The organism is Rhizobium sp. 2MFCol3.1 (assembly GCF_000377565.1).
In the GTDB taxonomy this organism is placed as follows: Bacteria; Pseudomonadota; Alphaproteobacteria; order Rhizobiales; family Rhizobiaceae; genus Rhizobium.
Genome location: NZ_KB898367.1, coordinates 80490 through 104789 on the forward strand (window position 1 = coordinate 80490; position 24300 = coordinate 104789).

Genomic DNA, 24300 nt, shown 5'->3' on the forward strand with positions numbered 1-24300 from the left:
CCATATCGTTAGGATTGGATGGACAAGTCCGGAAACGGCACTGACCGTCGATGATTCTGCAACAATGCTTAACTATGCCAGTTGCTCTTCGATCAGGCAACACGGCGCAACACGGCCGCATAAAAACCGTCAAGGCCCGGCGCGAAACCGGCCGGTAGCTTCAGCATGTCGGGTGTGGTGCGGAACTCGCCAAGCGGACTGATCGCCTCTTCCAGTCCCGGCCAACGGCTCGGCTCGATCGCCACGCGCTCGAATCCTTTTGTGTCCTTGAGCACCCGAACAACGACTTCTTCACCCTCGCTCGGATCAAGCGAGCAATTGGAGAACACGATCGTGCCGCCGGGCTTCAACAGTTGCAGCGCATGGCGTAACAGGCGCTCCTGCAGAGCGGCGAGCTTCGCAATGTCTTCCGGGCCCTTGGTCCAGAGCACGTCGGGATGTCGGCGCGTGGTCCCAGTCGAAGAGCAGGGCGCGTCGAGCAAAATCGCGTCGAAGAGCTCGTCAGGCGTGAACTTGGTCAAATCCTGCGCCATCGTTTCCGCCGACAGCTGGAGACGATCGAGGTTTGAACGCAGGCGTTTGATGCGGTTTTCGGACTGCTCGACGGCGGTCACGTTGCCGCCCGCCAGTATCAGCTGCGCGGTCTTGCCGCCAGGCGCGGCGCAGAGATCGGCAACACGCTTGCCGGAGAGATCGCCGAACAGCTGCGCCGGGATGCTCGCGGCCGCGTCCTGCACCCACCACAGCCCCTCGTCGAAACCTTCGAGAGACGGGATGGCGCCGTCGAATGCGGCAAGCCGGACGCCGCCGGTCGGCAGCACGATGCCGTTCAGCTTCTCGGCCCAGGCATGGGCATCGGATTTTACAGTCAGGTCGATGGCAGCGGGCTGCAGCTGGGAATCCGAGATCGCCCGCGCCGCCTCACGGCCATAGGCCTTCTCCAGCCGTTCGAGAAACCAACCGGGCATCGAAGGAATCTCGTCGATCTGGCGGAGGATCTCTTCCTTCTCGCGCCCAAGGCGACGCAGCACAGCATTGACCAGCTTGGCGAAGCGCCGGTTTCTCGGGTCGAGATTGGCCTGCTCGACGGCAATGTCGACCGCGGCATGATCTGGAACGTCGAGATAGAGGATCTGCGCCGCCGCGATCGAGAGCACATGCTGCAGCGAGCGCGCACCCTCCGGCAAAGGCGATTCCAACAGGGAGGACACAGCCGCCTCGATGCGGGGCAGGTGACGGAGCGTGGTGTTCAGGATCGCGCGGACGAGGCCACGGTCGTCGTCAGCCAACGCCTTGTAAGCCGGATTGCCATGCTCATGGTCAAGCGCGCCATCAAGCGAGAGCTTGCGGTCGATAACGGCAGCCAAAATCTTGGAGGCTGCGGCGCGCGCCTGCAGACCCGGCTTGGCGGAAGCGGAAGATTCCGCCGGCGCCGACGACTTTTGTTTGCGAAATGGCTTTTTCTTACCGTCTGAACTCAAGACCAGGGACCCTTTGGCGGTTGCGAGCCACCGCGGCCAAGGCCGGCATCCGGAACTGAGCGCGATTTGCGCACGGGATTAGCAGCACGAGCCGACGGCGTCGAGTTATTCATGCCGCCTCGTGCCATTTCCTGCAGCGCGGCAATGCGGTTTTCCGTATTCGGGTGGGTGGAAAACAGGTTGTCCATGCCCGCACCCGTCAACGGATTGATGATGAACATGTGTGCCGTCGCCGGATTACGCTCCGCGTCGTAGTTAGGAATATTCGAGGCACCACGGGCGATCTTGCCAAGTGCGGAGGCCAACCACAGCGGGTTGCCGCAAATCTCGGCGCCACGCCGGTCGGCCGAATATTCGCGCGTACGGCTGATCGCCATCTGCACCAGCATGGCGGCCATCGGCGCGACGATCATCGCCAGCAGAACGCCGACGAAACCGAGTGGATTGTTGTTGTTCTCGCGGTTGCCGCCGAAGAAGAAGGCGAAATTACCGAGCATCGAAATGGCGCCGGCGAGCGTTGCCGTTATCGTCATCGTCAGCGTGTCGCGGTTTTGCACGTGAGCGAGCTCATGCGCCATCACGCCGGCGACCTCTTCGGGCGACAGCGCGCTCAACAGACCGGTCGACGCGGCCACCGCGGCATTCTCGGGATTGCGGCCCGTTGCGAAAGCGTTCGGCTGCGGGCTGTCGTAGAGATAGACCTTCGGCATCGGCAGACCGGCATTATGCGAGAGATCGCGGATGATATTGAAGAACTCCGGCGCGTTGCGCTCATCGATCTCTTGAGCACGGTAGGCCGAAAGCACCATGCGGTCGGAATTCCAGTAGGAGAAGAAGTTCATGCCGGCCGCAACCAGGAACGCTATCATCATGCCGCTGCGGCCACCGATCATGAACCCGACGACCATGAACAGTGCCGTCATGAAGGCAAGCAACATGGCAGTACGGACAAGGTTCATCATCATCTCCATTTCAGGCGAGCGCCGTTTGCGCTCAAAGGGTTTCAATCGCCGCGTCGGCGTCCTATAATCTGGTTATTCATCGGCCATTTTCAATATTTTCAAGCGGGCGTGCGTGATGCAGGAAGCGGACAACGACAATATCGAGGCTCTGGCCGAAGAAGGCGCCGAGCGTCCGCGCAAGATGCTCTCGCCCGCCGCCAAGCGTGCGCTTGCTGAAGCCGAGGAGCGTCGCCGCAACGAACAGCCGACCGATATGCCGACCGAGATCGGTGGGCGAGGGGGTGCCGATCCGGCCCGCTTTGGCGACTGGGAAATCAACGGTCGCGCAATCGACTTCTAAGTAAATATTCCTATTGAATTCACGTGAATATCGGAATTTATTCCTTATATGTTCACGCTCGTCCTCATATCACTAGCGACCATCGCGGCACTTTCGGTGCCTGCTTTCGCGCGCGATGAGATCGCCGGGCCGGTGTCGGCTGAAATTCTGCGCGTGATCGATGGAGACACCTTGTTGGTCGCCGCTCGCCCGTGGCCGCAGCAGACCGTGGAGGTCTATGTCCGCATTCGCGGCATCGATACGCCTGAGATGCACTCAAAATGCGACGCGGTCAGACGCGCGGCAATAGATGCCCGCCAAGTGTTGGAAAACTTGACCGATGGTTCACCGCAAATTCAGCTGACCCGAATTTCCGGTGATAAATATTTCGGCCGCATCTTGGCCGACGTCACGCTCTCCGATGGGCGGAATCCGGCTCAATATATGTTGGGCGAGGGGATCGCTGTTGCCTATGACGGTGGCCGGAAGCAGAAGACGCCGTGCCCCGATCAAGATTAAGGCCGCTCCGGTTTCCCGAAGCGGCCTCTCATTAGCAGACAGCCAATACTAAGCAGTCGCCTTGTTCTGCCTGTTGGCGATCAGATCATCCACGACCGCTGGATCGGCAAGCGTCGACGTATCGCCCAGTGAACCGAAATCATCCTCAGCGATCTTGCGCAAAATGCGCCGCATGATCTTGCCGGATCGGGTCTTCGGCAGCCCGGGCGAGAACTGGATCTTGTCCGGTGCCGCGATCGGGCCGATCTCGTTGCGCACATGCTTGATAAGCTGCTGGCGGAGTTCGTCCGAACCCTCGTTGCCGGCCATCAGCGTGACATAACAGTAGATGCCCTGACCCTTGATCGCATGCGGATAGCCGACGACCGCGGCCTCGGAGACGAGGCTGTGCGACACCAGCGCCGATTCGACCTCGGCCGTGCCGAGGCGATGGCCGGAGACATTGAGCACGTCGTCGACGCGACCGGTAATCCAGTAATAGCCGTCCTCATCCCGCCGGCAGCCGTCGCCGGTGAAATACTTGCCCTTGTAGGTAGAGAAATAGGTCTGGATGAAGCGCTCGTGGTCGCCGTAGACCGTGCGCATCTGCCCCGGCCAGCTGTCGGTGATGCAGAGATTACCGTCCGCGGCGCCCTCAAGCACGTTACCTTCATTGTCCACCAGCTGCGGCTTCACGCCGAAGAACGGCTTGGTCGCCGATCCCGGCTTCAGGTCGGTCGCACCAGGCAGCGGCGTGATCATGTGGCCGCCCGTTTCCGTCTGCCACCAGGTATCGATGACAGGGCAACGCTTGTCGCCGACGACATTGTAGTACCATTCCCAGGCTTCGGGATTGATGGGCTCGCCCACCGTGCCGAGCAACCGCAGGCTGGACCGCGACGAACGTGTCACGAAATGATCACCGGCGCCCATTAGCGAGCGGATGGCCGTCGGCGCTGTGTAGAAGATATTGACCTTGTGCTTGTCGATAACCTCCCAGAAGCGGCCCTGATCCGGAAAGTTGGGAACGCCCTCGAACATCAGCGTCGTCGCGCAGTTCGCAAGCGGGCCATAGACGATATAGGAGTGGCCGGTGACCCAGCCGACATCGGCCGTGCACCAGTAGATATCGCCGGGGTGATAGTCGAACACATATTCGTGCGTCATCGCTGCGTAGACGAGGTAGCCGCCGGTGGTATGAAGCACACCCTTCGGCTTGCCGGTGGAGCCAGACGTATAGAGGATGAAAAGCGGGTCTTCGGCCTTCATCTTGGCTGGCGGGCACTCCGGCTTCACCGTCGCCATTTCCTGATGATACCAGAAGTCGCGCCCCGGAGCCCAACCCGTCTTGCCGCCGGTGCGGCGAACCACCAGCACCTTGTCGACGATCACATGCTGACGCGCGGCGATATGGATCGCCGTGTCGGTGTTTTCCTTGAGCGGAACCGGCTTGCCGCCACGCACGCCCTCATCGCAGGTGATGACGAAGGTTGATTCGCAGTCGACGATCCGCCCCGCCAGCGCTTCCGGCGAAAAGCCGCCAAAGACGATCGAATGGACGGCGCCGATGCGTGCGCAGGCGAGCATCGCATAGGCCGCCTCGGGGATCATCGGCATATAGATGGTGACGCGATCGCCCTTCTTGACGCCATGCTTCTTCAGCACGTTCGCCATTCGGCAAACATGCTCGTAGAGCTCGTTATAGGTGATCTTCTTGTCGATATAGGGGTTGTCACCCTCAAAGATGATCGCGACCTGGTTGCCGTTGGTCTTCAGGTGCCTGTCGATACAGTTGTAGGAGACGTTCGTCTGGCCGTCTTCATACCACTTGATTTTCACATTGCCGGTGAAAGAGGTGTTCTTCACCTTCGTATAAGGCTTGAACCAGTCGATCCGCTTGCCATGCTTGCCCCAGAACTTATCCGGATTCTCAACGCTCTCCTCGTACCATTTCTCGTACTTGGCCTTGTCGATCAGCGCATGGTTCTGAACCGGCTTTTGCACCGGGTAGATCTTCTCCGACATCGATTTCCTCCTCACTCGGACGCCGGCGGCAGAAGCACGCCACAGGCGGTTTTGTGCATTCATAACAGGTCAGATCGACCCGGCAATTAGACAAAGGTCATTTCATTCGTGATCAATTGCAATTATGCGTCACTCCGGTTATATAGCGGCATAATTTCCCGGACATAGTGGTGACAACCCACGGACCGCGACACCGGCGCGGACGACAGAAGGACTATATCCATGGCTCAACAACTGCTTATGCCGAAGGCGACCGCTATTTGGCTCGTCGACAACACAGCTCTGTCTTTCGACCAGATCGCTCAGTTCTGCAAATTGCACCCTCTGGAAGTAAAGGCGATCGCCGACGGCGAAGCTGCGCAGGGCATCAAGGGCCTGGATCCGATCTCCACCGGTCAGCTGTCGCGGGACGAAATCGAACGCGCAGAGAAGAACCCGGCCCACAAGCTGAAGCTTTCCGAGCCGAAGGTACGCGTTCCGGAATCCAAGCGTCGTGGCCCGCGCTACACCCCGGTCTCCAAGCGCCAGGACCGTCCGAACGCCATCCTGTGGCTGGTTCGCAATCACCCGGAACTGAAGGACGCGCAGATTTCGCGTCTCGTCGGCACGACCAAGTCGACCATCGAACAGATCCGCGAGCGCACCCACTGGAACGCCGCCAACCTGACGCCGATGGATCCTGTTACCCTCGGCCTCTGCAGCCAGATCGACCTCGACATGGAAGTCGAAAAGGCCGCCAAGGGCCGTCCGCTGCCGACCGCTGCCGAACTCGGCGAAACGCTGCAGTCCGCGCACGAAACCGAACGCCTGGCTCCGAGCTACGAGCGTGAGGAAGAGAAGGAAATCGACGCCGACGCCGTCTTCGCGAAACTGAAGTCGCTGAAGTCCTCGACGCCGGATGAAGACGAAGACGATCGCTACTAAGCGGTTAGACGGACTGAGATTAGAACCCCGCTTCGGCGGGGTTTTTTATTACCGGTTCGCAATTGCGCCGTAACGCGGATCGCAAATGTTTCCCGTGAAACATTCACGCCGACTACGAGAGCAAGCGACGATGATCAGCGGGTGCCAAAAATGGCCGACCCGACCCGTACGCTGGTAGCGCCGAAGGCGACCGCTGTCTCGTAATCTCCCGACATGCCCATCGAGAGTCTCTCCACACCGCAGGCCTTCGCCAGTTTCGCCAGTAGAGCGAAATGCGGTCCCGGATTTTCATCCGCCGGCGGAATGCACATCAACCCTTCGATGGAAAGACCGAGCTCATCGCGGCAGAGCGCCACGAACGCCGCTGTATCGTCAGGCGAAATGCCGGCCTTCTGCGGCTCGAGGCCTGTGTTGACCTGCACATAAAGGCGAGGAGCCTTGCCCTGGCGCTTCATTTCATCGGCCAGCGCACGCGCGATCTTCTCGCGATCGACCGTCTCGATGACATCGAAGAGCGCGACCGCTTCGCCAGCCTTGTTCGACTGCAGCGGTCCGATGAGGTGAAGCTCGATACCAGCCGTTTCGCTCTTGAGTTCCGGCCACTTGCCCTGGCTCTCCTGCACGCGGTTTTCACCGAACACACGCTGGCCAGCCTCAATGGCTGGGCGGATCTGATCCGCATCGAATGTCTTGGACACGGCCACGAGCTGCACCGAGTCTTCCGCTCTGCCCGTTTCACGGGCCGCCGCGGCGATCCGGCCGCGAACCTCTTCCAGTCGCTCTTGAAGTTCCATGTTGCGCCTCGGTCCATCATCGAAAACAATGAAAATGCACTAAACACCCGATCTTGGCTTGCCAAGGTCCGGAGCCTCGAAATTATCGCAGCTAGGCGCCGATTGGCCCCAAACCACGTCGGCAAAACTTGACGCTACGGTGGTTTCATGGTGAAGGTCACCACCAACTTCCCTTGATTTTCCGGAAATACGAATACCATGGCTACCGAACGTTATAATCCGCGCGATGCCGAGCCTCGCTGGCAGAAAAAATGGAACGAAGCGAAGGTCTTTGAGACCGACAACGCTGATCCGCGCGAGAAATACTACGTGCTGGAGATGTTCCCGTATCCGTCCGGCCGCATCCACATGGGCCACGTCCGCAACTATGCGATGGGCGACGTCGTCGCGCGCTACAAGCGCGCCCGCGGCTTCAACGTGCTGCACCCGATGGGTTGGGACGCTTTCGGCATGCCGGCTGAGAACGCCGCCATGGAGCGCAACGTTCATCCGGCCGCCTGGACCTACCAGAATATCGCATCGATGAAGTCGCAGCTGAAGGCGATGGGCCTGTCGCTCGACTGGAGCCGCGAATTCGCGACCTGCGATGTCGAATACTACCAGCATCAGCAGCATATGTTTGTGGACTTCCTGGAAAAGGGTCTCGTCTACCGCAAGCAGTCGAAGGTCAATTGGGACCCGGTCGACAATACCGTTCTCGCCAACGAGCAGGTTATTGACGGCCGCGGCTGGCGCTCCGGCGCGCTTGTCGAGCAGCGCGAATTGACCCAGTGGTTCTTCAAGATCACCGACTTCAGCCAGGATCTGCTAGACGCCCTGGATGGTCTCGATCAGTGGCCTGAGAAGGTCCGCTTGATGCAGAAGAACTGGATCGGCCGTTCCGAAGGTATGACGATCCGCTGGGAAATCGTCGGCGAAACCGCGCCTGCCGGCGAGACCGAGGTAACGGTATACACGACGCGCCCGGACACATTGTTTGGCGCCTCCTTCCTCGCCATTTCTGCCGATCACCCGCTGGCCAAGGACGCTGCGGCCAAGAACGCCGAGATCGATGCCTTCTGCGAAGACGTCCGCCGCGCCGGCACGTCGCTGGCCGCACTTGAGACCGCCGAAAAGCGGGGCATCGACACGGGCATCCGTGTCCGCCATCCGCTGGACCCTTCCTGGGAGCTCCCTGTTTACATCGCCAATTTCGTGCTGATGGACTACGGCACGGGCGCCATTTTCGGCTGCCCGGCAGGCGATCAGCGCGACCTCGACTTCGCCCGCAAATATGGCCTTCCGGTCATACCCGTTGTCATGCCGAGTGACGGTGATGTCGCGACCTTCGCCGTCGGCGATACCGCCTATGATGGCGACGGCATCATGATCAACTCGCGCTTCCTGGACGGCAAGTCGACGGACGAAGCCTTCAATATCGTGGCCGATCGTCTGTCGTCCGCGTCTCTGGGCAATGCACCGCAGGGCGAGCGCAAGGTCAACTTCCGTCTGCGTGACTGGGGCATTTCCCGCCAGCGCTACTGGGGCTGCCCCATCCCTGTCATCCACTGCCAGGATTGCGGTGTCGTGCCGGTGCCGAAGAAGGATCTCCCGGTCAAGCTGCCGGAGGATGTCACCTTCGATCAGCCGGGCAATCCGCTCGACCGGCACCCGACATGGCGCCACGTCGCCTGCCCGCATTGCGGCAAGGATGCCCGTCGCGAAACCGACACGATGGACACCTTCGTCGATTCCAGCTGGTACTTCACGCGCTTCACCGCGCCTTGGGAGAGCAAGCCGACGGATTTCGCGGCCGCGAACCGCTGGCTGCCCGTCGATCAGTATATCGGCGGCATCGAGCATGCGATCCTGCATCTGCTCTATTCGCGCTTCTTCACCCGCGCCATGCGCGAAACCGGCCATGTCGATGTAAAGGAGCCGTTCAAGGGGCTGTTCACGCAGGGCATGGTGGTGCACGAGACCTATAGCCGTGGCTCCGGCATGACCCGCGAGTGGGTCGCACCGGCCGATATCAAGATCGAGGAACTGGACGGAAAACGCCGTGCGTTCCTGCTCTCCAGCAACGAAGAGATCGCGATCGGCTCGATCGAGAAGATGTCGAAGTCGAAGAAGAACGTCGTCGATCCCGATGACATCATTGCCTCCTACGGCGCCGACACGGCACGCTTCTTCGTTCTGTCCGACTCCCCGCCCGAGCGCGATGTGATTTGGTCGGAAGCAGGCGTCGAAGGCGCACACCGCTTCACCCAGCGCCTGTGGCGCCTCATCTCGGAAGCTGCTGAAGCTCTGAGCGATGTGTCCGCGACTCCGGCTAAGGATGGGGAGGCCCTTGCCATCTCCCAGCTGGCACACAAGACGCTGAAGGCCGTCCAGAACGATTACGACAAGCTGTGGTTCAACAAGGCCGTCGCGCGCATCTATGAGCTCGTGAACGCCATTGCCGGCCCGCTGACGACCGTTGCAGCAGGCAAGGCCGATGCTGCCTATCGAGCCGCCGTCCGAGATGCAGCCGAAATCCTCGTACAGCTCGTGGCACCAATGACACCGCATCTGGCCGAAGAGTGCTGGTCGGTTCTCGGTCACGACACGCTGCTCTCGCAGACAGCTTGGCCAACATACAATGACGCGCTTGTGGTCGAGAACGACGTTGTTCTGCCCGTTCAGATCAACGGCAAGAAGCGCGCCGAATTGACAATCTCTCGCGACGCAGATCAAAATACGGTCAGCGATGCCGCACTTGCGTTGGAGGATGTCAAGCGCGTGCTCAGCGGCCAGGCGCCGAAAAAAATTATCGTGGTTCCGCAAAGGATTGTGAACATTGTCGTTTAATATCGCTTCCAGGCTAGCTAGCCGCGCGGGGATTGCCGCAGTGCTGGCAACCACGGTTCTTCTCGCCTCGTGCCAGGTTCGCCCACTCTATTCCGAAACGTCAGGCGTTGCCGGCAAGCTGTCATCGATCGCCTTCTCCGAGGCGAATTCACGCGTAGAGCAGGAAGTTCGCAATCACCTGATCTTCCTGTCCTCACGCGGCGCCGGCGAGCCGGACAAGGCTGATTACAAGGTCGAGATGAACGCTCGCTCCAGCGTCATCGATACGTTGCTGGTCGCATCCTCTGATGAATCACGCGCGGGCCGTACGACCGTCAGCGTCGACTATACGCTGAAGTCGAACAAGGACGGCCACGTGATCCGTGCCGGCCATCAGTCGGCCACGGCACTTGTCGACTTCCCGGCGCAGGAATTTGCCAAGCAGCGCGCCATTCGCGACTCGGAAAACCGCGCCGCACGCCAGGTGGCCGAATTCGTGGCCGCCGAGATCGCCGCGGCGCTTGGCCGCTGAGGAGCGGCTAAGTGGCGGAGATAAAGTCGCATGAGTTCGAGGGATTTCTGGAGAAATCCGCCCGCCACTACCAGCTTTTCGTCATCTATGGCCCCGATCGCGGGCTGGTGTCTGAGCGCGCCAGCCTACTCGCCGGCAAGACCGGCGTAGATCTAACCGACCCGTTTTCCTTGATCAAACTTGATATTGGCGACCTCCAGAAAGACCAAGGACGTCTACTGGACGAGGCAGGCGCGATCGGCCTATTCGGCGGCCAGAAGCTGATCTGGATCCGTGGCGCCGCAAACGAAAAGTACCTCGTTGACGCCCTGCAAGTCCTGGCGCAGAAGCCTCCCGAAGCAACCTCCATCATCATCGAGGCTGGCGATCTCAAGAAGGGATCGCTTCTGCGCAAGACTAGCGAAGCCGCTCGCAGCGTCGCGACCATTCCATGCTACGCCGACGATGCGCGTGCGCTCAATAGCCTGATAGACGCCGAACTCGCGGGCGCGAGCCTTCGTATCACAAGCGGAGCACGCCAGGCGTTGCTGGAGTTGATAGGCGGCGACCGAATAGCTTCGCGCAATGAGGTCAGAAAGCTAGCGCTTTACTGCCTCAATCTTGAGGTTATCGAGGAACATCACGTCACGGAGATCATCGGTGACGCCAGCGCGATTTCCGTCGACGATGCCGTCGATGCCATCCTGACCGGAAATTCGGGAAACTTCCTGCATGCCATGCAGAAGATCACGGCGTCAAAGACGTCCGTCTTCCTGGTCATACAGGCATGCCTGCGGCAGTTTCAGTTGATGGATGCCATGCGTGCCGAGATGGACGAGAAGCGCACGCCCGCGTCCCAGGTCATGCAGACGCTTGGGCGCCATCTTCATTTCAAGCGGAAGCCGATCATCGAGCAGGCCTTGCGAACATGGTCGGCCGATGCGCTGGCCCGTGAAACGAGCCGTCTGCAGGCGGCCATCCTGCAGACCAGGCGTCGCGCCTCTCTGGAGGACACGATCGCCATGCAGACACTTCTATCGACCACGCTTCAGTCCGGCAGAAAATAAAGCCGGATCAGCGCCGCTCCAGAAGCCGGCAGATTTCTTCCAATTGATCCAATGACTTATAAGAAATCCGGATCTGTCCGCCATTCGCCTTGTGATTGATGACGACGTCCAATCCGAGTGTATCGGAAAGGGTACGCTCAAGCGCGATTGTATCGGAATCCTTCTGGTCACGCGGATTGACCGCTGGCTTCGGCTCCGACTGCGCCTTGATATCGTTCTGCGCAAGCCGCTCGGCATCGCGCACAGACATACCCTTGGAAACAATCGTGCGCGCTAGGACGGTCGGGTCAGACGTCGACACGAGCGCGCGCGCGTGGCCCGCAGATAGGCTGCCGGCCGCAAGCAGATCCCGAACGGGCTCCGGCAACTTCAGAAGTCGCAGTGAATTGGCGACATGGCTGCGGCTCTTGCCGATGATCTCGCCGAGATCGTTCTGCGTATAGCCGTAATCCGCAATCAGCTGCTCGTAACCGAGCGCTTCTTCCAGCGCATTGAGATCCGATCGTTGAACGTTTTCAACGATCGCGATCTCGAGTGCGGTCTTGTCATCGACATCGCGAACGATGACAGGAATCTCGACCAAGCCCGCCAACTGTGCGGCGCGCCAACGTCTTTCGCCGGCTATGATTTCATATTGGCTCGTCGAAAGTGTGCGCACGACAACCGGCTGAACGATGCCATGCTGGCGGATCGAGCTTGCGAGATCATGAAGCTCGCCATCATCGAAGAAGCGGCGCGGGTTGCGTGGGTTGCGCGTGATGAACTCGATAGGCACCAAACGATCGGCGCTGACCGCGCGCTGACTTGCGTCGACGGGCGCCGGCTGATCCATTTCGCCAATCAGCGCCGCGAGGCCGCGCCCCAGTCTTCTCTTCGAGACATCATCGTTCATATCGGTACTCACCACTTATTCAAGAGCTTGTTCAGGCAGCCAAACGCTGGCGTTCACGCTGAATGACTTCGGAAGCCAACTGCAGATAGGCCTGGCTTCCAGCACATTTGAGGTCGTAGAGAATGGCAGGCTTGCCGTAGGATGGCGCCTCGGACACCCGCACGTTGCGCGGAATTAACGTATGGTAAACCTTTTCGCCGAGATGGGTGCGCACATCGTTCACGACCTGCTGCGCAAGATTGTTTCTCGAATCGAACATCGTCAGCACGATACCCTGGATATCGAGCTGCGGGTTCACGCTCCTGCGAACCTGGTCAACGGTCTCCAGCAACTGGCTCAACCCCTCAAGCGCGAAGAACTCGCACTGCAAGGGAACCAGCACCGAATGCGCGGCCGCCATTGCATTCATCGTCAGCAGATTGAAGGACGGTGGGCAATCGACGAGGATATAGGAAAACTGAAACGCATCGCGCTCGGCAAGCGCCTTCTTCAGCTTGAAGACACGATCGCTCTGCTGCGCGATCTCCATCTCGATTCCCAGCAAATCCATGGTGGAGGGAACGATAAAGAGGTTCGGCACAGCCGTCTCTTGTACCACCTCAAGAATACCGTGGTCACCGATCAGAAGATCGTAGGAAGACCGGCTGCGGTTCTTGCGATCGATACCCAAGCCGGTGCTTGCGTTGCCCTGGGGATCAAGATCCACGATAAGAACGCGCTCGCCAATCGCCGCTAGCGCGGTTGCCAGATTGATAGCCGTCGTCGTCTTGCCGACACCACCCTTCTGATTTGCGATCGTGATAATCCGATTCCGTCCAGCAACCATTGTCGCAACGCCCGATTTGTTAGACCAAATGCCGTAAATTGGAAATTTCGAGAACGACTGAATCCATCTCGACGGCACTCTTGTGTTCTACCAGATCAAATGCCCAGCGACCATGTGCATTTGCCACTTCTGATCGGTAATCCCGGCCTTTATGGAAATACGCGCGGATTTTCTCGTTACGGATCGCGAATGGATCGACAAACTCCAGAAGCTTATCCAGGTCCGCAAGCGCCCTCGCGGACACGAAATCGCAGGTTGGCAGGTCCGCGACCGCATCCTCGATCCTCACCGGATGCACGGAGCCGCGGGCGCCCGTTTCCCTCAGCGCCGTGCGTAAGAAGGCAGCCTTCTTGTTGTTGCTCTCAATCAGATGCACCCAGCCGTCATTGAGCTCCGCGAGGAAGATCGCCGTCACCACACCGGGAAAACCGCCACCACTACCGAGATCCACCCAGTTGCCCGCGCGCGGCTGAAGCTGGAAGATCTGAGCGCTATCAGCAATGTGCCTTTCCCACGCGTCCTTGAGAGTGGAGGGAGCGGAGAGGTTGATAGCCTTGCTCCATTTCTGAAATAGACCCACAAAATGCTCAAGTCGTTCCTGTGTTTCACGTGAAACACGCCGGCCGTTCAATTCCATATGAGGACTCTCAAATAGTGTAGATTGCAGTCTATGCCGCGACGTCGCCACGTCGCAAGTGCACGAGCAAGAGTGAAATCGCCGCCGGCGTCATCCCATCAAGTCGCGAAGCCTGCGCGACGTCATAGGGGCGAGCCTTCGCCAACTTCTGCTTAAGCTCGTTGGATAGCCCGGACAAGCGATCAAAGTCAAAATCAGCAGGGATAAGCCGCTCTTCATCCCGCTTGATATGGGCCACGTCAGCCTGCTGCCGGTCCATATAGACCGCATAGTTAGCCTCGATCTCAAGCGCAGCACCCGCCTTGGAATCGATCGCATCCAACTCCGGCCACACGGCCCGAAGTGTCTCAAGATCGAAATCAGGGAACGCCAGCAACTCATAAGCCGTCCGGCGCTGGCCATCGAGGTTGAGCTTAAGCCCAAATCGACGCGCCTCGGTTGGTGTGACCGAAAGGGAGGTCAAAAGTGCCCGGCCTGTTTCGATCGCCGACGCATACTGCTCAAACCGATCAGAGCGGGCGCGAGACGAAATCCCCAGCGAGATCGCAAGCGGGGTCAGGCGAACATCCGCATTGTCTGCGCGGAGCGAAAGACGGTACTCAGCTCTCGATGTAAACATACGGTACGGTTCGGCCACGCCGCGCGACGTCAGATCATCGATCATAACGCCAATGTAAGAATCGGTACGGCTGAAACGCACGGCGTCTTGCTGACCAGCCAGACGCGCGGCATTGAGACCGGCAACCAAACCCTGGGCTGCCGCTTCTTCATATCCCGTTGTGCCATTAATCTGACCAGCAAGGAACAAACCAGGCTGCTTCTTGACTTCTAACGAAGGCTTGAGCTCTCGCGGATCGACGTGGTCGTATTCAATCGCATAGCCCGGCTGCAAAATTGTGACTTGCTCCAAGCCGGGTATCGTACGAATGAAGGCGTCTTGAACCTCGGCTGGAAGTGATGTCGATATCCCGTTGGGATAGACGGTGTCATCATCAAGACCTTCAGGCTCCAGAAACACCTGGTGGCCATCTCGCTCGCCAAACTTAACGAGCTTGTCCTCGATGGAAGGGCAGTAACGCGGACCGACGCCTTCAATCTGACCGGAATACATTGCCGAACGCTTGAGGTTATCGACGATGATGCGATGTGTCGCTTCCGTCGTACGCGTAACGCCGCAGTCGATTTGCGGGTTCGCGATGTGATCGGTCATGAATGAGAAGGGGACAGCATCGTCATCGGCCCCCTGTCGGCCAACGCCCGCCCAGTCGATGGTTCTTCCGTCCAGTCGGGCGGGGGTACCGGTCTTCAAGCGACCGAGCTGTAAACCCATGCCCAACAAGGTCTTCGACAGGCCCATCGACGGTTCTTCTCCGACGCGGCCAGCCGGAATCTTCTTGTCGCCAATATGGATTAGGCCACGCAGGAACGTTCCAGTCGTCAGGACCACCGCGCCGGCATCCAGAATCCGGCTATCTTTCATAATGACGCCAGAGACGCGTCCATCCTTAATGGACAGATCGAAGGCATCACCCTCGATAATCGTCAGGTTGGGGATCGAAGATATCTCGGCATGCATCGCCTGGCGATAGAGCTTGCGATCTGCCTGCGTGCGGGGGCCGCGCACGGCCGGACCCTTCTTGCGATTGAGCATACGAAACTGGATGCCGCCGGCATCAGCCACGCGACCCATCAGTCCGTCCAACGCATCGATCTCGCGGACCAGATGACCCTTCCCGAGGCCACCGATGGCAGGATTGCACGACATGACGCCGATCGTATCGCGCTTGTGGGTCACGAGCGCGGTCTTGGCGCCAGTGCGTGCGGCCGCGGAAGCGGCTTCACATCCAGCGTGCCCGCCACCAATGACGATGACATCGAACCGTGAGGTATTCATAACAATGCTCCTGAGATCGCTCGGTGATGCGGCAAGCCGCCCCGCGAGTCAAGACGTTTCACGTGAAACCACGCTTTTCAGCGTCGTCGTAGTGTTTCACGTGAATCACTTGCCAATGCAGAATTCACCGAAAATCACGTCGAGCAGATTCTCGACATCGACCCGGCCCGTGATGCGGCCAAGCGCGGCGCCGGCAATGCGGAGCTCTTCCGCTCTAATATCCAGGTCAATATGATCGTTAGCGATGGCTCGTTCGACAGCCGAAATACATTCCGCTAGCGAATCGTTGTGGCGTGTGCGGGTAGGTATAGCCAGCGAGTGCGGTGGTACCATTTCGCGCAATCGATCTCCAATCGCCTGACGCAGTTGGTCCAAGCCGGCGCCGGTTTCTACTGAAATCCTTACATCGTATGGATTCGATGAGAGGCCACGCAAGTCCGCCTTCGTTCCGACGCGCAACGCGGATGAAGGGGCAATGCTGTCATCTGGTTGAACGGACATGTCTTCGATGTAGATGACGAGATCGGCGGATTCCATTGCCGTGCGCGCGCGGCGAATTCCTTCGCGTTCAACGACCTCCTCGGTCTCACGCAGTCCCGCGGTATCGTAGAGCTTGACGAGAAATCCATCGATATCGAGATCGGTGGATAGCACATCGCGCGTCGTTCCGGCGATATCCGTGACGATCGCAATATCGCGCCTCACAAGCGCATTCATCAGGCTCGATTTTCCCGCATTGGGCAGTCCGGCAATAACAACCTTGAAGCCATCTCTGATGATCTCGCCTGTCTTCGCCATACCAAGATGCCGGCGGATCTCGTTGGCAAGCTCGGTCATGTCCGACCAGACCTGGTCCGACACCGAGCCTGGGACGTCATCCTCGTCGGGGAAATCAAGTTCGGCCTCGATCAGCGCACGGCCGCGCGTCAATCGCTGTGCCCAAGCCTCATAGACGGCCGAGAGTCCGCCGGAGCTCTGTTCAAGAGCGAGGCGACGCTGCATCTCTGTCTCTGCGGAGATCAAATCCGCGAGACCTTCGATCTCCAGCAGGTCAAGCTTCCCGTTTTCGAACGCGCGTCGGGAAAACTCGCCGGCCAGGGCCTGGCGCAATCCATCGAACGTGCTCAGCTCTCTATAGACAGCACTTACGACAGCGCGGCCGCCATGCAGGTGGAATTCGACGACGTCTTCACCGGTGAAGGAATTTGGTCCCGGGAAGAACAACACGAGGCCATTGTCCAGCACCTCACCGTTACGGGTTCGAATCGTTCGCAACGCAGTGGTGCGGGCAGGGACAGTGCCTGAGACCATGCTGTCCATCACATCCCGAGCACTTGGCCCGCTTATGCGGATCACAGCCAGGCCGGCGGGAACGGCGCCACTGGAAAGCGCATAGATCGTCTCTGTGAATTCCGCCACGGACACACTCCAATTGATACGATACCGAATCGATCGATTATCCGCCTGAGTGAGTGTCGTCGGTCTACTTCAGTCAGGCTCATAGAAACAGAAAAGCCGGCCAATATAGCGGCCGGCTTTGGTTGATTGAATCCGGCTAATGATAAATCAGGTGTTCATCGATTCGAAGAAATCGGAGTTGCTCTTCGTCTGCTTCAGCTTGTCGATGAGGAACTCGATCGCATCGGTCGTACCCATCGGCGCGAGGATACGGCGGAGAACGAAGATCTTCTGCAGATCCTGGCGTGGAACAAGCAGGTCTTCCTTACGCGTACCGGACTTGAGAATGTCCATCGACGGGAAGATGCGCTTGTCGGCGACCTTGCGGTCGAGAACGATTTCCGAGTTACCGGTGCCCTTGAATTCTTCGAAGATGACTTCGTCCATACGGCTGCCCGTATCGATCAGCGCGGTCGCGATAATGGTCAGCGAACCACCTTCTTCGATGTTACGCGCAGCACCGAAGAAGCGCTTCGGGCGCTGCAGCGCGTTGGCGTCGACACCACCAGTCAGAACCTTACCGGAAGAGGGAACAACCGTGTTGTAGGCGCGGCCGAGGCGTGTGATCGAGTCGAGAAGGATCACAACGTCGCGACCATGTTCGACAAGGCGCTTCGCCTTCTCGATGACCATCTCGGCGACCTGGACGTGGCGGGTTGCCGGCTCGTCGAAGGTCGAAGAAACGACTTCGCCCTTAACCGAGCGCTGCATATCCGTCACTTCTTCCGGACGCTCGTCGATCAGGAGAACGATAAGATAGCATTCCGGGTGATTGGCGGTGATCGAATGCGCGATGTTCTGCAGGAGAACCGTCTTACCTGTGCGCGGCGGCGCGACGATCAGACCACGCTGGCCCTTACCAAGCGGCGCGACGAGATCGATCACGCGCGACGAGAGATCCTTGTTGGTGGGGATCTCGAGTTCCATCTTGAAGCGTTCGTTCGGATAGAGCGGCGTCAGGTTGTCGAAGTGAACCTTGTGACGGATCTTTTCCGGATCGTCGAAGTTGATCGTGTTGACCTTCAGCAGCGCGAAATAGCGCTCGCCTTCCTTCGGTCCGCGGATGGGGCCTTCAACCGTATCGCCAGTCTTCAGCGAGAAGCGACGAATCTGCGAGGGGGAGATGTAGATGTCGTCGGGACCGGGGAGGTAGTTGGCGTTGGCGGAACGCAGGAAGCCGAAGCCGTCCTGCAGAACTTCGACCACGCCTTCGCCGATAATTTCGACGTCCTGGCTGGCAAGAACCTTGAGTATTGCGAACATCAGCTCCTGCTTGCGCATCGTGCTGGCATTCTCGACCTCGAGCGATTCGGCGAATGCCAGAAGATCGGTCGGGGATTTACTCTTAAGTTCCTGAAGCTTCATTTCAGACATGAAGTGTCCATTACTCTATAATTTTGAGGGGAAAGGCGATGTCGAGACAGTAACCGGTCCTGCGAGGAGCCCGCAGACGATCGAACTTTACATACATGCCACAAGGATGAGGTGGACGGAAAATAGCGAGTCAGCTCCGCCGCCGCAAGGGGGCTGCTTAAAATGAAGCAAATTTAACCCGTCAGCCGGCTGCGTCAAAATGGCTTGACGACCACAAGGATAACGATTGCGATCATCAAAACAGTCGGCGCCTCGTTCATGAAGCGCCAGTAGCGGGCAGAGCGCCGGTTCTCATCACGCTCGAAAGCCTTGGCCGCGCGGCTGAAAAACACGTGCACGCCGGTCAACAGCACGACAAGCCCGATCTTTGCGTGCAGCCATCCGCCCTGAAAGCCATAAACCGACCACGAGAGATACAGCCCGAAGATCCAGGTCAGCATCATCGCCGGGTTCATGATCACCTTCAGCAGGCGCCGTTCCATGACCTTGAAGGTTTCCGACTGCACAGAGCCGGGCTCGGCATCGGTGTGGTAGATGAACAATCGCGGCATGTAGAATAGCCCGGCCATCCACGAGATCACGGCGATGATGTGAAGCGCCTTGATCCAGAGATAGAGCGTGTCGGGATTCCAGACGAAGAGACCGACCGCCAGCGCCACGAAGAACGCGATGGCGATAAAAGCGCGCCGGCGCGCATAGGAACCGGGTCTCTCGTCGATCTGGCGTTCCATGATCAAACCCTTCCGCCGCGAACACGCTCGACGAGCAGCCGAACATTTTCAGGATCGGCCTGTGGGGTAATTCCATGCCCGAGGTTGAAGATCAGGGGACCATTGCCCAATCGCTGCAGGATATCGTCGATACCCTCTTCAAGCGCAGCGCCGCCGGCAACCATCCGCATCGGATCGAGGTTGCCCTGAACCGGGCCATCTTTCTGCAGTTCGGCCGCGAAGTCGAGCGGGACGGACCAATCAAGGCCGATCGCATCAGCCTTCGTCTTCTGGCGATAGGTCTTCAGCAGATAGCCGGCGCCCTTCGCGAAAGCGATGATCTTCGCATTCGGCCGACGCGCCTTGATCGATGCGATCATCCGCGCCACCGGCTTCACGGCAAACGCCTCGAACTCACGCTCGCCGAGCACGCCCGCCCAGGAATCGAAAATTTGCACGGCATCGGCGCCGGCATCGATCTGCGCGACGAGATAATCAGCCGAAACATCCGCCAACAGCATCAGTAGCTTTTCAAACGCCTTCGGATGCCGATAGGCAAACAAACGGGCAGGGGCCTGGTCGGGCGTGCCATGTCCGGCGATCATATAGGTCGCAACGGTCCAGGGAGCGCCACAGAAGCCAAGCAGGGTGGTTTCGGTTGGCAGATCACTCCGAAGACGTCGAACGGTCTCCAGCACCGGCTCCAGATGCTGCATTACGCGGCTGCCATCCAGACCATCGATGCCATCGACGTCTATCGGATCCATTTCCGGCCCATGCCCTTCGGTGAAGCGAACATTGCGCTTCATCGCATCGGGAATGACGAGAATGTCGGAAAAGAGAATGGCGGCATCAAAGCCATAGCGCCGGATCGGCTGCAGAGTGACTTCGACTGCATGATCCGGGGTGTAACAGAGATCGAGGAAGCTTCCAGCTTTAGCTCGTACCTCTCGATACTCCGGCAGGTATCGGCCCGCCTGCCGCATCAGCCAGATGGGGGGAGGGCTCAATGTTTCCCCGTCCAGAACCCGCATGATCTTCCGGCGCATTTCACTCAAGCGCTTCTTCCCTATAAAAAATCAAAGATATTTATAAGGTTTCTATTTCTTAGAGTCGGTGACTATCAAGGATTAAAATCCATCCACGCCCGATACCAATTGTCACTGTCTCGCTGGCCGATCGGGATGAAAATCGCGCTATTCGATGTCAGAAACAGGACGGGAGCGAAATTCAATACAATTTCAATGAGATATAGCCTCCACGGAAATTCGCCAAACTGTGGACAAGCTGTGGCTATCTAACGAACAGCCGCAAACTTTCCACAAAACCAACAGGCCATCTTTCTTGGCCTCCAAAGAATCCGAAATGTGGAAAACCAGGCATGTTTTCCCTTGCCTAACCCCCAGCGCGTCTCGTAGCTCTCCGTCATCCAGTGTTTTCAACAGGCAGCGGAAAATAGCGTGGAGAACCGTACGAACTTCTTCCATCTGCATCTCATTTCTGACTCGACGGGCGAAACGCTGATTTCGGCCGGTCGCGCGGCATCGGCACAATTCAAGTCGGCGCAGCCGATCGAGCATGTCTATCCGCTGATCCGCAATCGCAAGCAGCTGCTGACAGTCCTGCAGGCGATCGATGGCGAACCGGGCATCGTGCTCTACACGATCGTGGATCGCGAGCTCGCCACGTTGATTGACGAGCGTTGCCTCGAAATGGGCGTCGCCTCGGTCAATGTGCTCGAGCCGGTTCTCAATGCGTTTCAGATTTATCTCGGCGCACCGTCGCGCCGCCGGGTGGGCGCCCAGCATGTCATGAACGCCGGCTACTTCGCGCGCATCGAAGCGCTGAACTTCACGATGGATCATGACGACGGCCAGATGCCGGATGATTATAATGACGCCGACGTCGTCATCATCGGTATCAGCCGAACATCCAAGACACCGACAAGCATCTACCTCGCCAACCGCGGCATCAAGACCGCAAACATACCGATCGTCTATGGCGTGCCCCTGCCGGAAAGTCTCTTCGAAGCGAGCAAGCCGCTCATCGTCTGCCTCATCGCCACCACCGATCGCATCTCCCAGGTCCGCGAAAATCGCGACCTCGGCGCGACGCCCGGTTTCGATCGCGGCGACTACACGGATCGCGCCGCCATATCGGAAGAACTCAAATATGCCCGCTCGCTTTGCGCCCGCCACAACTGGCCGCTCATCGACGTGACACGCCGTTCCATCGAAGAGACGGCGGCGGCAATCGTTGCCCTGCGTCCCAAGCTGCGCTAAGCGCTGCCCCTAGCCAACCGCGCCGAGAGCACAGATGATACCGAAACTCATACTCGCTTCCTCCAGCCCCTTCCGTCGCATGTTGATGGAAAATGCCGGCCTGTCCTTTGAGGCTCATCCCGCGAAGGTCGACGAGCGTGCCATCGAAGCACCGCTCGAACGGGATGGCGCAACGCCGAATGCGATCGCGCTGGTCCTGGCCAAGGCCAAAGCCAAGGAGGTGAGCGATCGCTCGCCGGGCGCAATCGTCATTGGTTCCGATCAAACCATGTCGCTGGGGCAGCGCACATTTCATAAGCCGAAGAGCATGGAAGATGCGGCCGGTCATCTTGCCGCGCTGTCCGCGCAGACACACCGGCTGAACAGCGCCGTCGCGCTCGCCTATAACGGCGACATCATCTGGGAGCATGTCTCGCGCGCTGAACTGACCATGCGTCCACTGACCAAGGATTTCATCGAGCGGCACTTGAAGCGGGTCGGCGAGCGCGCCTTGAGCAGCGTCGGCGCCTACCAGCTGGAAGGGGAGGGACTGCAGCTCTTCTCGAAAATCGATGGCGACTACTTCACCATATTGGGGTTGCCGATGCTGCCGCTCCTGGAAAAACTGAGAGAATTGGGTGCGATTGATGGATGATTCACGTGAAACAATCGGCCCGCGCGCCTTCGTCACCGGCTTTCCCGTCAAGCATTCGCGCTCGCCGATCATCCATGGATATTGGCTGAAATCGCTGTCGCTCGACGGAAGCTACCGCACCCATGAAGTCGCTCCGGATGATTTTCCAGCTTTCGTCCAATCCTTGAAATCAGGCGCCTCGGGTTTTGTTGGCGGCAACGTTACGATCCCGCACAAGGAGATGGCGTTCAAGCTGGCTGACGAGCCGGATGACCTCTCGCGCGAGCTTGGCGCGTCCAACACGCTCTGGCTCGAGGACGGCAAGCTGAAGGCCACGAACACCGATGGCCGTGGCTTCACCGCAAATCTTGATGAGCGCCATCCCGGCTGGGACAAGGTGCGATCGGCGGTCATCCTGGGCGCCGGCGGCGCCAGCCGTGCCGTCATCCAGGCTATTCGCGATCGCGGGATCAAGGAGATCCACCTTGTCAATCGCACCGTCGCACGCGCGGTCGAGCTCGCGGCTCGCTTTGGAGCAGCCGTGCATCCGCATCCGATGACGGCTCTTTCCGAAGTGATGAAAGGCGCCGGCCTCTTTATCAATACCACGTCGCTGGGGATGGAAGGCGAGATCGCGCCCGATATCGATTTCTCGCCGTTGCAGCCCAACGCCGTTGTCACCGACATCGTTTACGTACCACTGAAGACGCCCATTCTCGCGCAGGCTGAGGAACAGGGTTTCCCGACCGTCGATGGTTTGGGTATGTTGTTGCACCAGGCCGTACCCGGTTTCGAGAAATGGTTCGGCAAGCGGCCCGTTGTCGATGAGACGCTTCGCGCTTTGATCATCGCGGATATGGAAAAGCATTGATGCTGAAAATCGGACTGACCGGCTCGATCGGGATGGGTAAATCGACCACGGCAAAGCTGTTTGCCGATGCCGGTCTGCCGGTCAATGATGCCGACGCGGTCGTCCATGATCTCTATGCGGGTGCCGCGGCGCCCCTGATCGAGGCGGCTTTTCCAGGCTCGGTGAGAAATGGCACGGTCGATCGCCAGGAGTTGGGCCGGCAGCTTGCGTTGCGCCCCGAAGGTTTCAAGCGGCTGGAGCAGATCGTTCATCCTCTTGTCCGTGAACATGAGGCGATGTTCCTTGAAAAGCAACGCGGGCAGGGCACACAGATGGTGCTTCTCGACATACCGCTGCTTTTCGAGAGTGGCGGCGCGGATCGCGTCGATGTCATCGTCGTCGTCAGCTGTGATCCACAGATTCAGCGTGAGCGGGTACTTGCGCGTCCGAACATGACGGAAGAGAAATTCAATATGATTCTCTCGCGCCAGACCCCCGATGCGGAAAAGCGCCGGCGCGCGGATTATTTAGTCGATACCGGTCACGGCATCGACCAGGCGAGGGAGCAGGTCGGTGTCATCATCGCGGACCTGAAACAGCGGATAGCGAACGGAGATTTCCCGAATGCGTGAAATCATTTTCGACACGGAAACCACCGGACTTGATAACCGCACCGATCGCATCATCGAAATCGGCGGCATCGAACTCTTCAATCACTTCCCGACGGGAAAGACGCTGCACATCTATATCAATCCGGGTGACCAGAAGGTCCACCCGGACGCGCTCGCCGTTCACGGGATTACCGACGAGTTCCTGAAGGACAAGCAGCCCTTCGCGGCGGTAGTTCAGGAAATTCTGGACTTCTTCGGCGAAGGCAAGTGGATCGCCCACAACGCCACCTTCGATATGGGCTTCATCAATGCCGAGCTGGCGCGGCTATCGCTGCCGCCGATCTCTCCCGAAAATGTGATCGATACGTTGTCGATGGCCCGGCGCAAGAATCCGATGGGCCCGAATTCGCTCGATGCGCTGTGCCGTCGCTACGGGATCGATAACTCTCATCGCGCCAAGCACGGCGCCTTGCTCGACTCCGAACTGCTAGCCGAAGTCTATATCGAGATGATCGGTGGCCGCCAGACAGCACTTGGTCTCGGTGTGGCGCAAAACAACGGCGCCTCGGAACGCAACGACAGCGATGACGATATTGTCCTGGTCGCGCTGGAGCGCCCGCGGCCGCTGGCACCGCGCCTCAGCGAAACCGAAGCCGAGCAGCATGATGCGCTGATTGCCAAGCTCGGGCAAAAAGGCATCTGGGCTAAATACGATCGCCCAAACTAAAATGCCCGGGCGCTGGCCCGGGCATCTCGATCTTCAT

Annotated in this window: 23 protein-coding genes; 11 read left to right on the plus strand and 12 right to left on the minus strand. The window is 59.0% G+C overall.

The window, feature by feature from the left end; all coding sequences use genetic code 11:
* Positions 1 to 92: 92 nt before the first annotated feature.
* Both D460_RS0123780 and htpX read right to left on the minus strand, forming a co-directional pair.
* Positions 93 to 1481, minus strand: a complete 1389-nt coding sequence (locus D460_RS0123780) for an RsmB/NOP family class I SAM-dependent RNA methyltransferase (RefSeq protein ID WP_018901100.1) — start codon at positions 1479 to 1481, stop codon at positions 93 to 95.
* Positions 1478 to 2440 (minus strand): zinc metalloprotease HtpX, encoded by a 963-nt coding sequence (gene htpX / locus D460_RS0123785; RefSeq protein WP_026283465.1) that lies wholly within the window; start codon positions 2438 to 2440, stop codon positions 1478 to 1480. Before htpX ends, D460_RS0123780 begins: the two co-directional genes overlap by 4 nt.
* A 118-nt stretch (positions 2441 to 2558) precedes the next feature.
* Between htpX and D460_RS0123790 the strand changes: the two genes are divergently transcribed.
* Complete coding sequence (locus tag D460_RS0123790; protein WP_018901102.1) at positions 2559 to 2783, plus strand: DUF1674 domain-containing protein; 225 nt, start codon at positions 2559 to 2561, stop codon at positions 2781 to 2783.
* Between the two features lie 48 nt (positions 2784 to 2831).
* A complete protein-coding gene (locus D460_RS0123795; protein ID WP_018901103.1) occupies positions 2832 to 3281 on the plus strand; it encodes a thermonuclease family protein in 450 nt (149 codons plus the stop codon).
* Between the two features lie 48 nt (positions 3282 to 3329).
* On the opposite strand, the gene acs is transcribed toward D460_RS0123795, so the two are convergent.
* Entirely contained in the window at positions 3330 to 5285 is a 1956-nt protein-coding gene (gene acs / locus D460_RS0123800; RefSeq protein WP_018901104.1) for an acetate--CoA ligase, read from the minus strand.
* A 222-nt stretch (positions 5286 to 5507) separates the two neighbouring features.
* On the opposite strand from acs, the gene D460_RS0123805 reads away from it, so the two are divergent.
* The gene (locus D460_RS0123805; RefSeq protein ID WP_026283466.1) at positions 5508 to 6209 is read left to right on the plus strand and encodes a DUF1013 domain-containing protein; all 702 of its coding nucleotides are present in this window, start codon (positions 5508 to 5510) and stop codon (positions 6207 to 6209) included.
* 134 nt (positions 6210 to 6343) lie between these two features.
* Here the strand turns inward: D460_RS0123805 and D460_RS0123810 are convergent, their stop codons facing one another.
* The gene (locus D460_RS0123810; RefSeq protein WP_018901106.1) at positions 6344 to 7003 is read right to left on the minus strand and encodes a YggS family pyridoxal phosphate-dependent enzyme; all 660 of its coding nucleotides are present in this window, start codon (positions 7001 to 7003) and stop codon (positions 6344 to 6346) included.
* A gap of 198 nt (positions 7004 to 7201) precedes the next feature.
* Here D460_RS0123810 and leuS point away from each other — a divergent pair, with 198 nt between their 5' ends.
* From leuS to holA, 3 genes are read left to right on the plus strand one after another with little or no spacing between them, the layout of a single operon-like run.
* A complete protein-coding gene (leuS, locus tag D460_RS0123815) occupies positions 7202 to 9832 on the plus strand; it encodes a leucine--tRNA ligase (protein WP_018901107.1) in 2631 nt (876 codons plus the stop codon).
* On the plus strand, positions 9822 to 10343 hold the full coding sequence (gene lptE, locus D460_RS0123820; RefSeq protein WP_026283467.1) for an LPS assembly lipoprotein LptE: 522 nt from the start codon (positions 9822 to 9824) through the stop codon (positions 10341 to 10343). Before leuS ends, lptE begins: the two co-directional genes overlap by 11 nt.
* Positions 10344 to 10354: 11 nt before the next feature.
* Positions 10355 to 11389, plus strand: coding sequence for a DNA polymerase III subunit delta (gene holA / locus D460_RS0123825; protein WP_018901109.1), 1035 nt, complete (start codon positions 10355 to 10357; stop codon positions 11387 to 11389).
* A gap of 7 nt (positions 11390 to 11396) precedes the next feature.
* Here the strand turns inward: holA and D460_RS0123830 are convergent, their stop codons facing one another.
* From D460_RS0123830 to hemE, 8 genes are all read right to left on the minus strand, one after another.
* A complete protein-coding gene (locus D460_RS0123830) occupies positions 11397 to 12281 on the minus strand; it encodes a ParB/RepB/Spo0J family partition protein (RefSeq protein ID WP_018901110.1) in 885 nt (294 codons plus the stop codon).
* A 31-nt stretch (positions 12282 to 12312) separates the two neighbouring features.
* Positions 12313 to 13107, minus strand: a complete 795-nt coding sequence (locus tag D460_RS0123835) for a ParA family protein (RefSeq protein ID WP_018901111.1) — start codon at positions 13105 to 13107, stop codon at positions 12313 to 12315.
* Positions 13108 to 13126: 19 nt separating this feature from the next.
* The gene (rsmG, locus tag D460_RS0123840) at positions 13127 to 13744 is read right to left on the minus strand and encodes a 16S rRNA (guanine(527)-N(7))-methyltransferase RsmG (RefSeq protein ID WP_018901112.1); all 618 of its coding nucleotides are present in this window, start codon (positions 13742 to 13744) and stop codon (positions 13127 to 13129) included.
* Between the two features lie 31 nt (positions 13745 to 13775).
* Positions 13776 to 15638, minus strand: coding sequence for a tRNA uridine-5-carboxymethylaminomethyl(34) synthesis enzyme MnmG (gene mnmG / locus D460_RS0123845; RefSeq protein WP_018901113.1), 1863 nt, complete (start codon positions 15636 to 15638; stop codon positions 13776 to 13778).
* A gap of 105 nt (positions 15639 to 15743) precedes the next feature.
* Positions 15744 to 17057 carry a tRNA uridine-5-carboxymethylaminomethyl(34) synthesis GTPase MnmE gene (gene mnmE, locus D460_RS0123850; protein WP_026283468.1) on the minus strand — a complete coding sequence of 438 codons (1314 nt, stop codon included), beginning with the start codon at positions 17055 to 17057 and terminating at the stop codon, positions 15744 to 15746.
* A gap of 147 nt (positions 17058 to 17204) precedes the next feature.
* Positions 17205 to 18470 carry a transcription termination factor Rho gene (gene rho, locus D460_RS0123855; RefSeq protein WP_018901115.1) on the minus strand — a complete coding sequence of 422 codons (1266 nt, stop codon included), beginning with the start codon at positions 18468 to 18470 and terminating at the stop codon, positions 17205 to 17207.
* 194 nt (positions 18471 to 18664) lie between these two features.
* Complete coding sequence (gene hemJ, locus D460_RS0123860; protein ID WP_018901116.1) at positions 18665 to 19201, minus strand: protoporphyrinogen oxidase HemJ; 537 nt, start codon at positions 19199 to 19201, stop codon at positions 18665 to 18667.
* A gap of 2 nt (positions 19202 to 19203) precedes the next feature.
* Positions 19204 to 20238: a uroporphyrinogen decarboxylase gene (gene hemE / locus D460_RS0123865; RefSeq protein ID WP_026283469.1), complete on the minus strand. Its 1035-nt coding sequence runs from the start codon at positions 20236 to 20238 to the stop codon at positions 19204 to 19206.
* A gap of 402 nt (positions 20239 to 20640) precedes the next feature.
* Here hemE and D460_RS0123870 point away from each other — a divergent pair, with 402 nt between their 5' ends.
* From D460_RS0123870 to dnaQ, 5 genes are read left to right on the plus strand one after another with little or no spacing between them, the layout of a single operon-like run.
* Positions 20641 to 21462 carry a pyruvate, water dikinase regulatory protein gene (locus D460_RS0123870; RefSeq protein ID WP_018901118.1) on the plus strand — a complete coding sequence of 274 codons (822 nt, stop codon included), beginning with the start codon at positions 20641 to 20643 and terminating at the stop codon, positions 21460 to 21462.
* Between the two features lie 34 nt (positions 21463 to 21496).
* Positions 21497 to 22096: a Maf-like protein gene (locus tag D460_RS0123875; protein ID WP_026283470.1), complete on the plus strand. Its 600-nt coding sequence runs from the start codon at positions 21497 to 21499 to the stop codon at positions 22094 to 22096.
* Complete coding sequence (locus tag D460_RS0123880) at positions 22089 to 22946, plus strand: shikimate dehydrogenase (protein WP_018901120.1); 858 nt, start codon at positions 22089 to 22091, stop codon at positions 22944 to 22946. The genes D460_RS0123875 and D460_RS0123880 overlap by 8 nt, the downstream gene beginning before the upstream one ends.
* Positions 22946 to 23557, plus strand: coding sequence for a dephospho-CoA kinase (gene coaE / locus D460_RS0123885; RefSeq protein ID WP_018901121.1), 612 nt, complete (start codon positions 22946 to 22948; stop codon positions 23555 to 23557). Before D460_RS0123880 ends, coaE begins: the two co-directional genes overlap by 1 nt.
* Positions 23550 to 24263: a DNA polymerase III subunit epsilon gene (gene dnaQ, locus D460_RS0123890; RefSeq protein ID WP_018901122.1), complete on the plus strand. Its 714-nt coding sequence runs from the start codon at positions 23550 to 23552 to the stop codon at positions 24261 to 24263. Before coaE ends, dnaQ begins: the two co-directional genes overlap by 8 nt.
* Positions 24264 to 24300: the final 37 nt, after the last annotated feature.

What these genes read in the sequence shown, in the direction of transcription:
- htpX (WP_026283465.1), bottom strand. Translation starts at nt 2,440, where the DNA reads ATGAACCTTGTCCGTACTGCCATGTTGCTTGCCTTCATGACGGCACTG.
- D460_RS0123790 (WP_018901102.1), top strand. Translation starts at nt 2,559, where the DNA reads ATGCAGGAAGCGGACAACGACAATATCGAGGCTCTGGCCGAAGAAGGC.
- D460_RS0123795 (WP_018901103.1), top strand. Translation starts at nt 2,832, where the DNA reads ATGTTCACGCTCGTCCTCATATCACTAGCGACCATCGCGGCACTTTCG.
- acs (WP_018901104.1), bottom strand. Translation starts at nt 5,285, where the DNA reads ATGTCGGAGAAGATCTACCCGGTGCAAAAGCCGGTTCAGAACCATGCG.
- D460_RS0123805 (WP_026283466.1), top strand. Translation starts at nt 5,508, where the DNA reads ATGGCTCAACAACTGCTTATGCCGAAGGCGACCGCTATTTGGCTCGTC.
- D460_RS0123810 (WP_018901106.1), bottom strand. Translation starts at nt 7,003, where the DNA reads ATGGAACTTCAAGAGCGACTGGAAGAGGTTCGCGGCCGGATCGCCGCG.
- leuS (WP_018901107.1), top strand. Translation starts at nt 7,202, where the DNA reads ATGGCTACCGAACGTTATAATCCGCGCGATGCCGAGCCTCGCTGGCAG.
- D460_RS0123830 (WP_018901110.1), bottom strand. Translation starts at nt 12,281, where the DNA reads ATGAACGATGATGTCTCGAAGAGAAGACTGGGGCGCGGCCTCGCGGCG.
- D460_RS0123835 (WP_018901111.1), bottom strand. Translation starts at nt 13,107, where the DNA reads ATGGTTGCTGGACGGAATCGGATTATCACGATCGCAAATCAGAAGGGT.
- rsmG (WP_018901112.1), bottom strand. Translation starts at nt 13,744, where the DNA reads ATGGAATTGAACGGCCGGCGTGTTTCACGTGAAACACAGGAACGACTT.
- mnmG (WP_018901113.1), bottom strand. Translation starts at nt 15,638, where the DNA reads ATGAATACCTCACGGTTCGATGTCATCGTCATTGGTGGCGGGCACGCT.
- rho (WP_018901115.1), bottom strand. Translation starts at nt 18,470, where the DNA reads ATGTCTGAAATGAAGCTTCAGGAACTTAAGAGTAAATCCCCGACCGAT.
- hemJ (WP_018901116.1), bottom strand. Translation starts at nt 19,201, where the DNA reads ATGGAACGCCAGATCGACGAGAGACCCGGTTCCTATGCGCGCCGGCGC.
- D460_RS0123875 (WP_026283470.1), top strand. Translation starts at nt 21,497, where the DNA reads ATGATACCGAAACTCATACTCGCTTCCTCCAGCCCCTTCCGTCGCATG.
- D460_RS0123880 (WP_018901120.1), top strand. Translation starts at nt 22,089, where the DNA reads ATGGATGATTCACGTGAAACAATCGGCCCGCGCGCCTTCGTCACCGGC.
- coaE (WP_018901121.1), top strand. Translation starts at nt 22,946, where the DNA reads ATGCTGAAAATCGGACTGACCGGCTCGATCGGGATGGGTAAATCGACC.
- dnaQ (WP_018901122.1), top strand. Translation starts at nt 23,550, where the DNA reads ATGCGTGAAATCATTTTCGACACGGAAACCACCGGACTTGATAACCGC.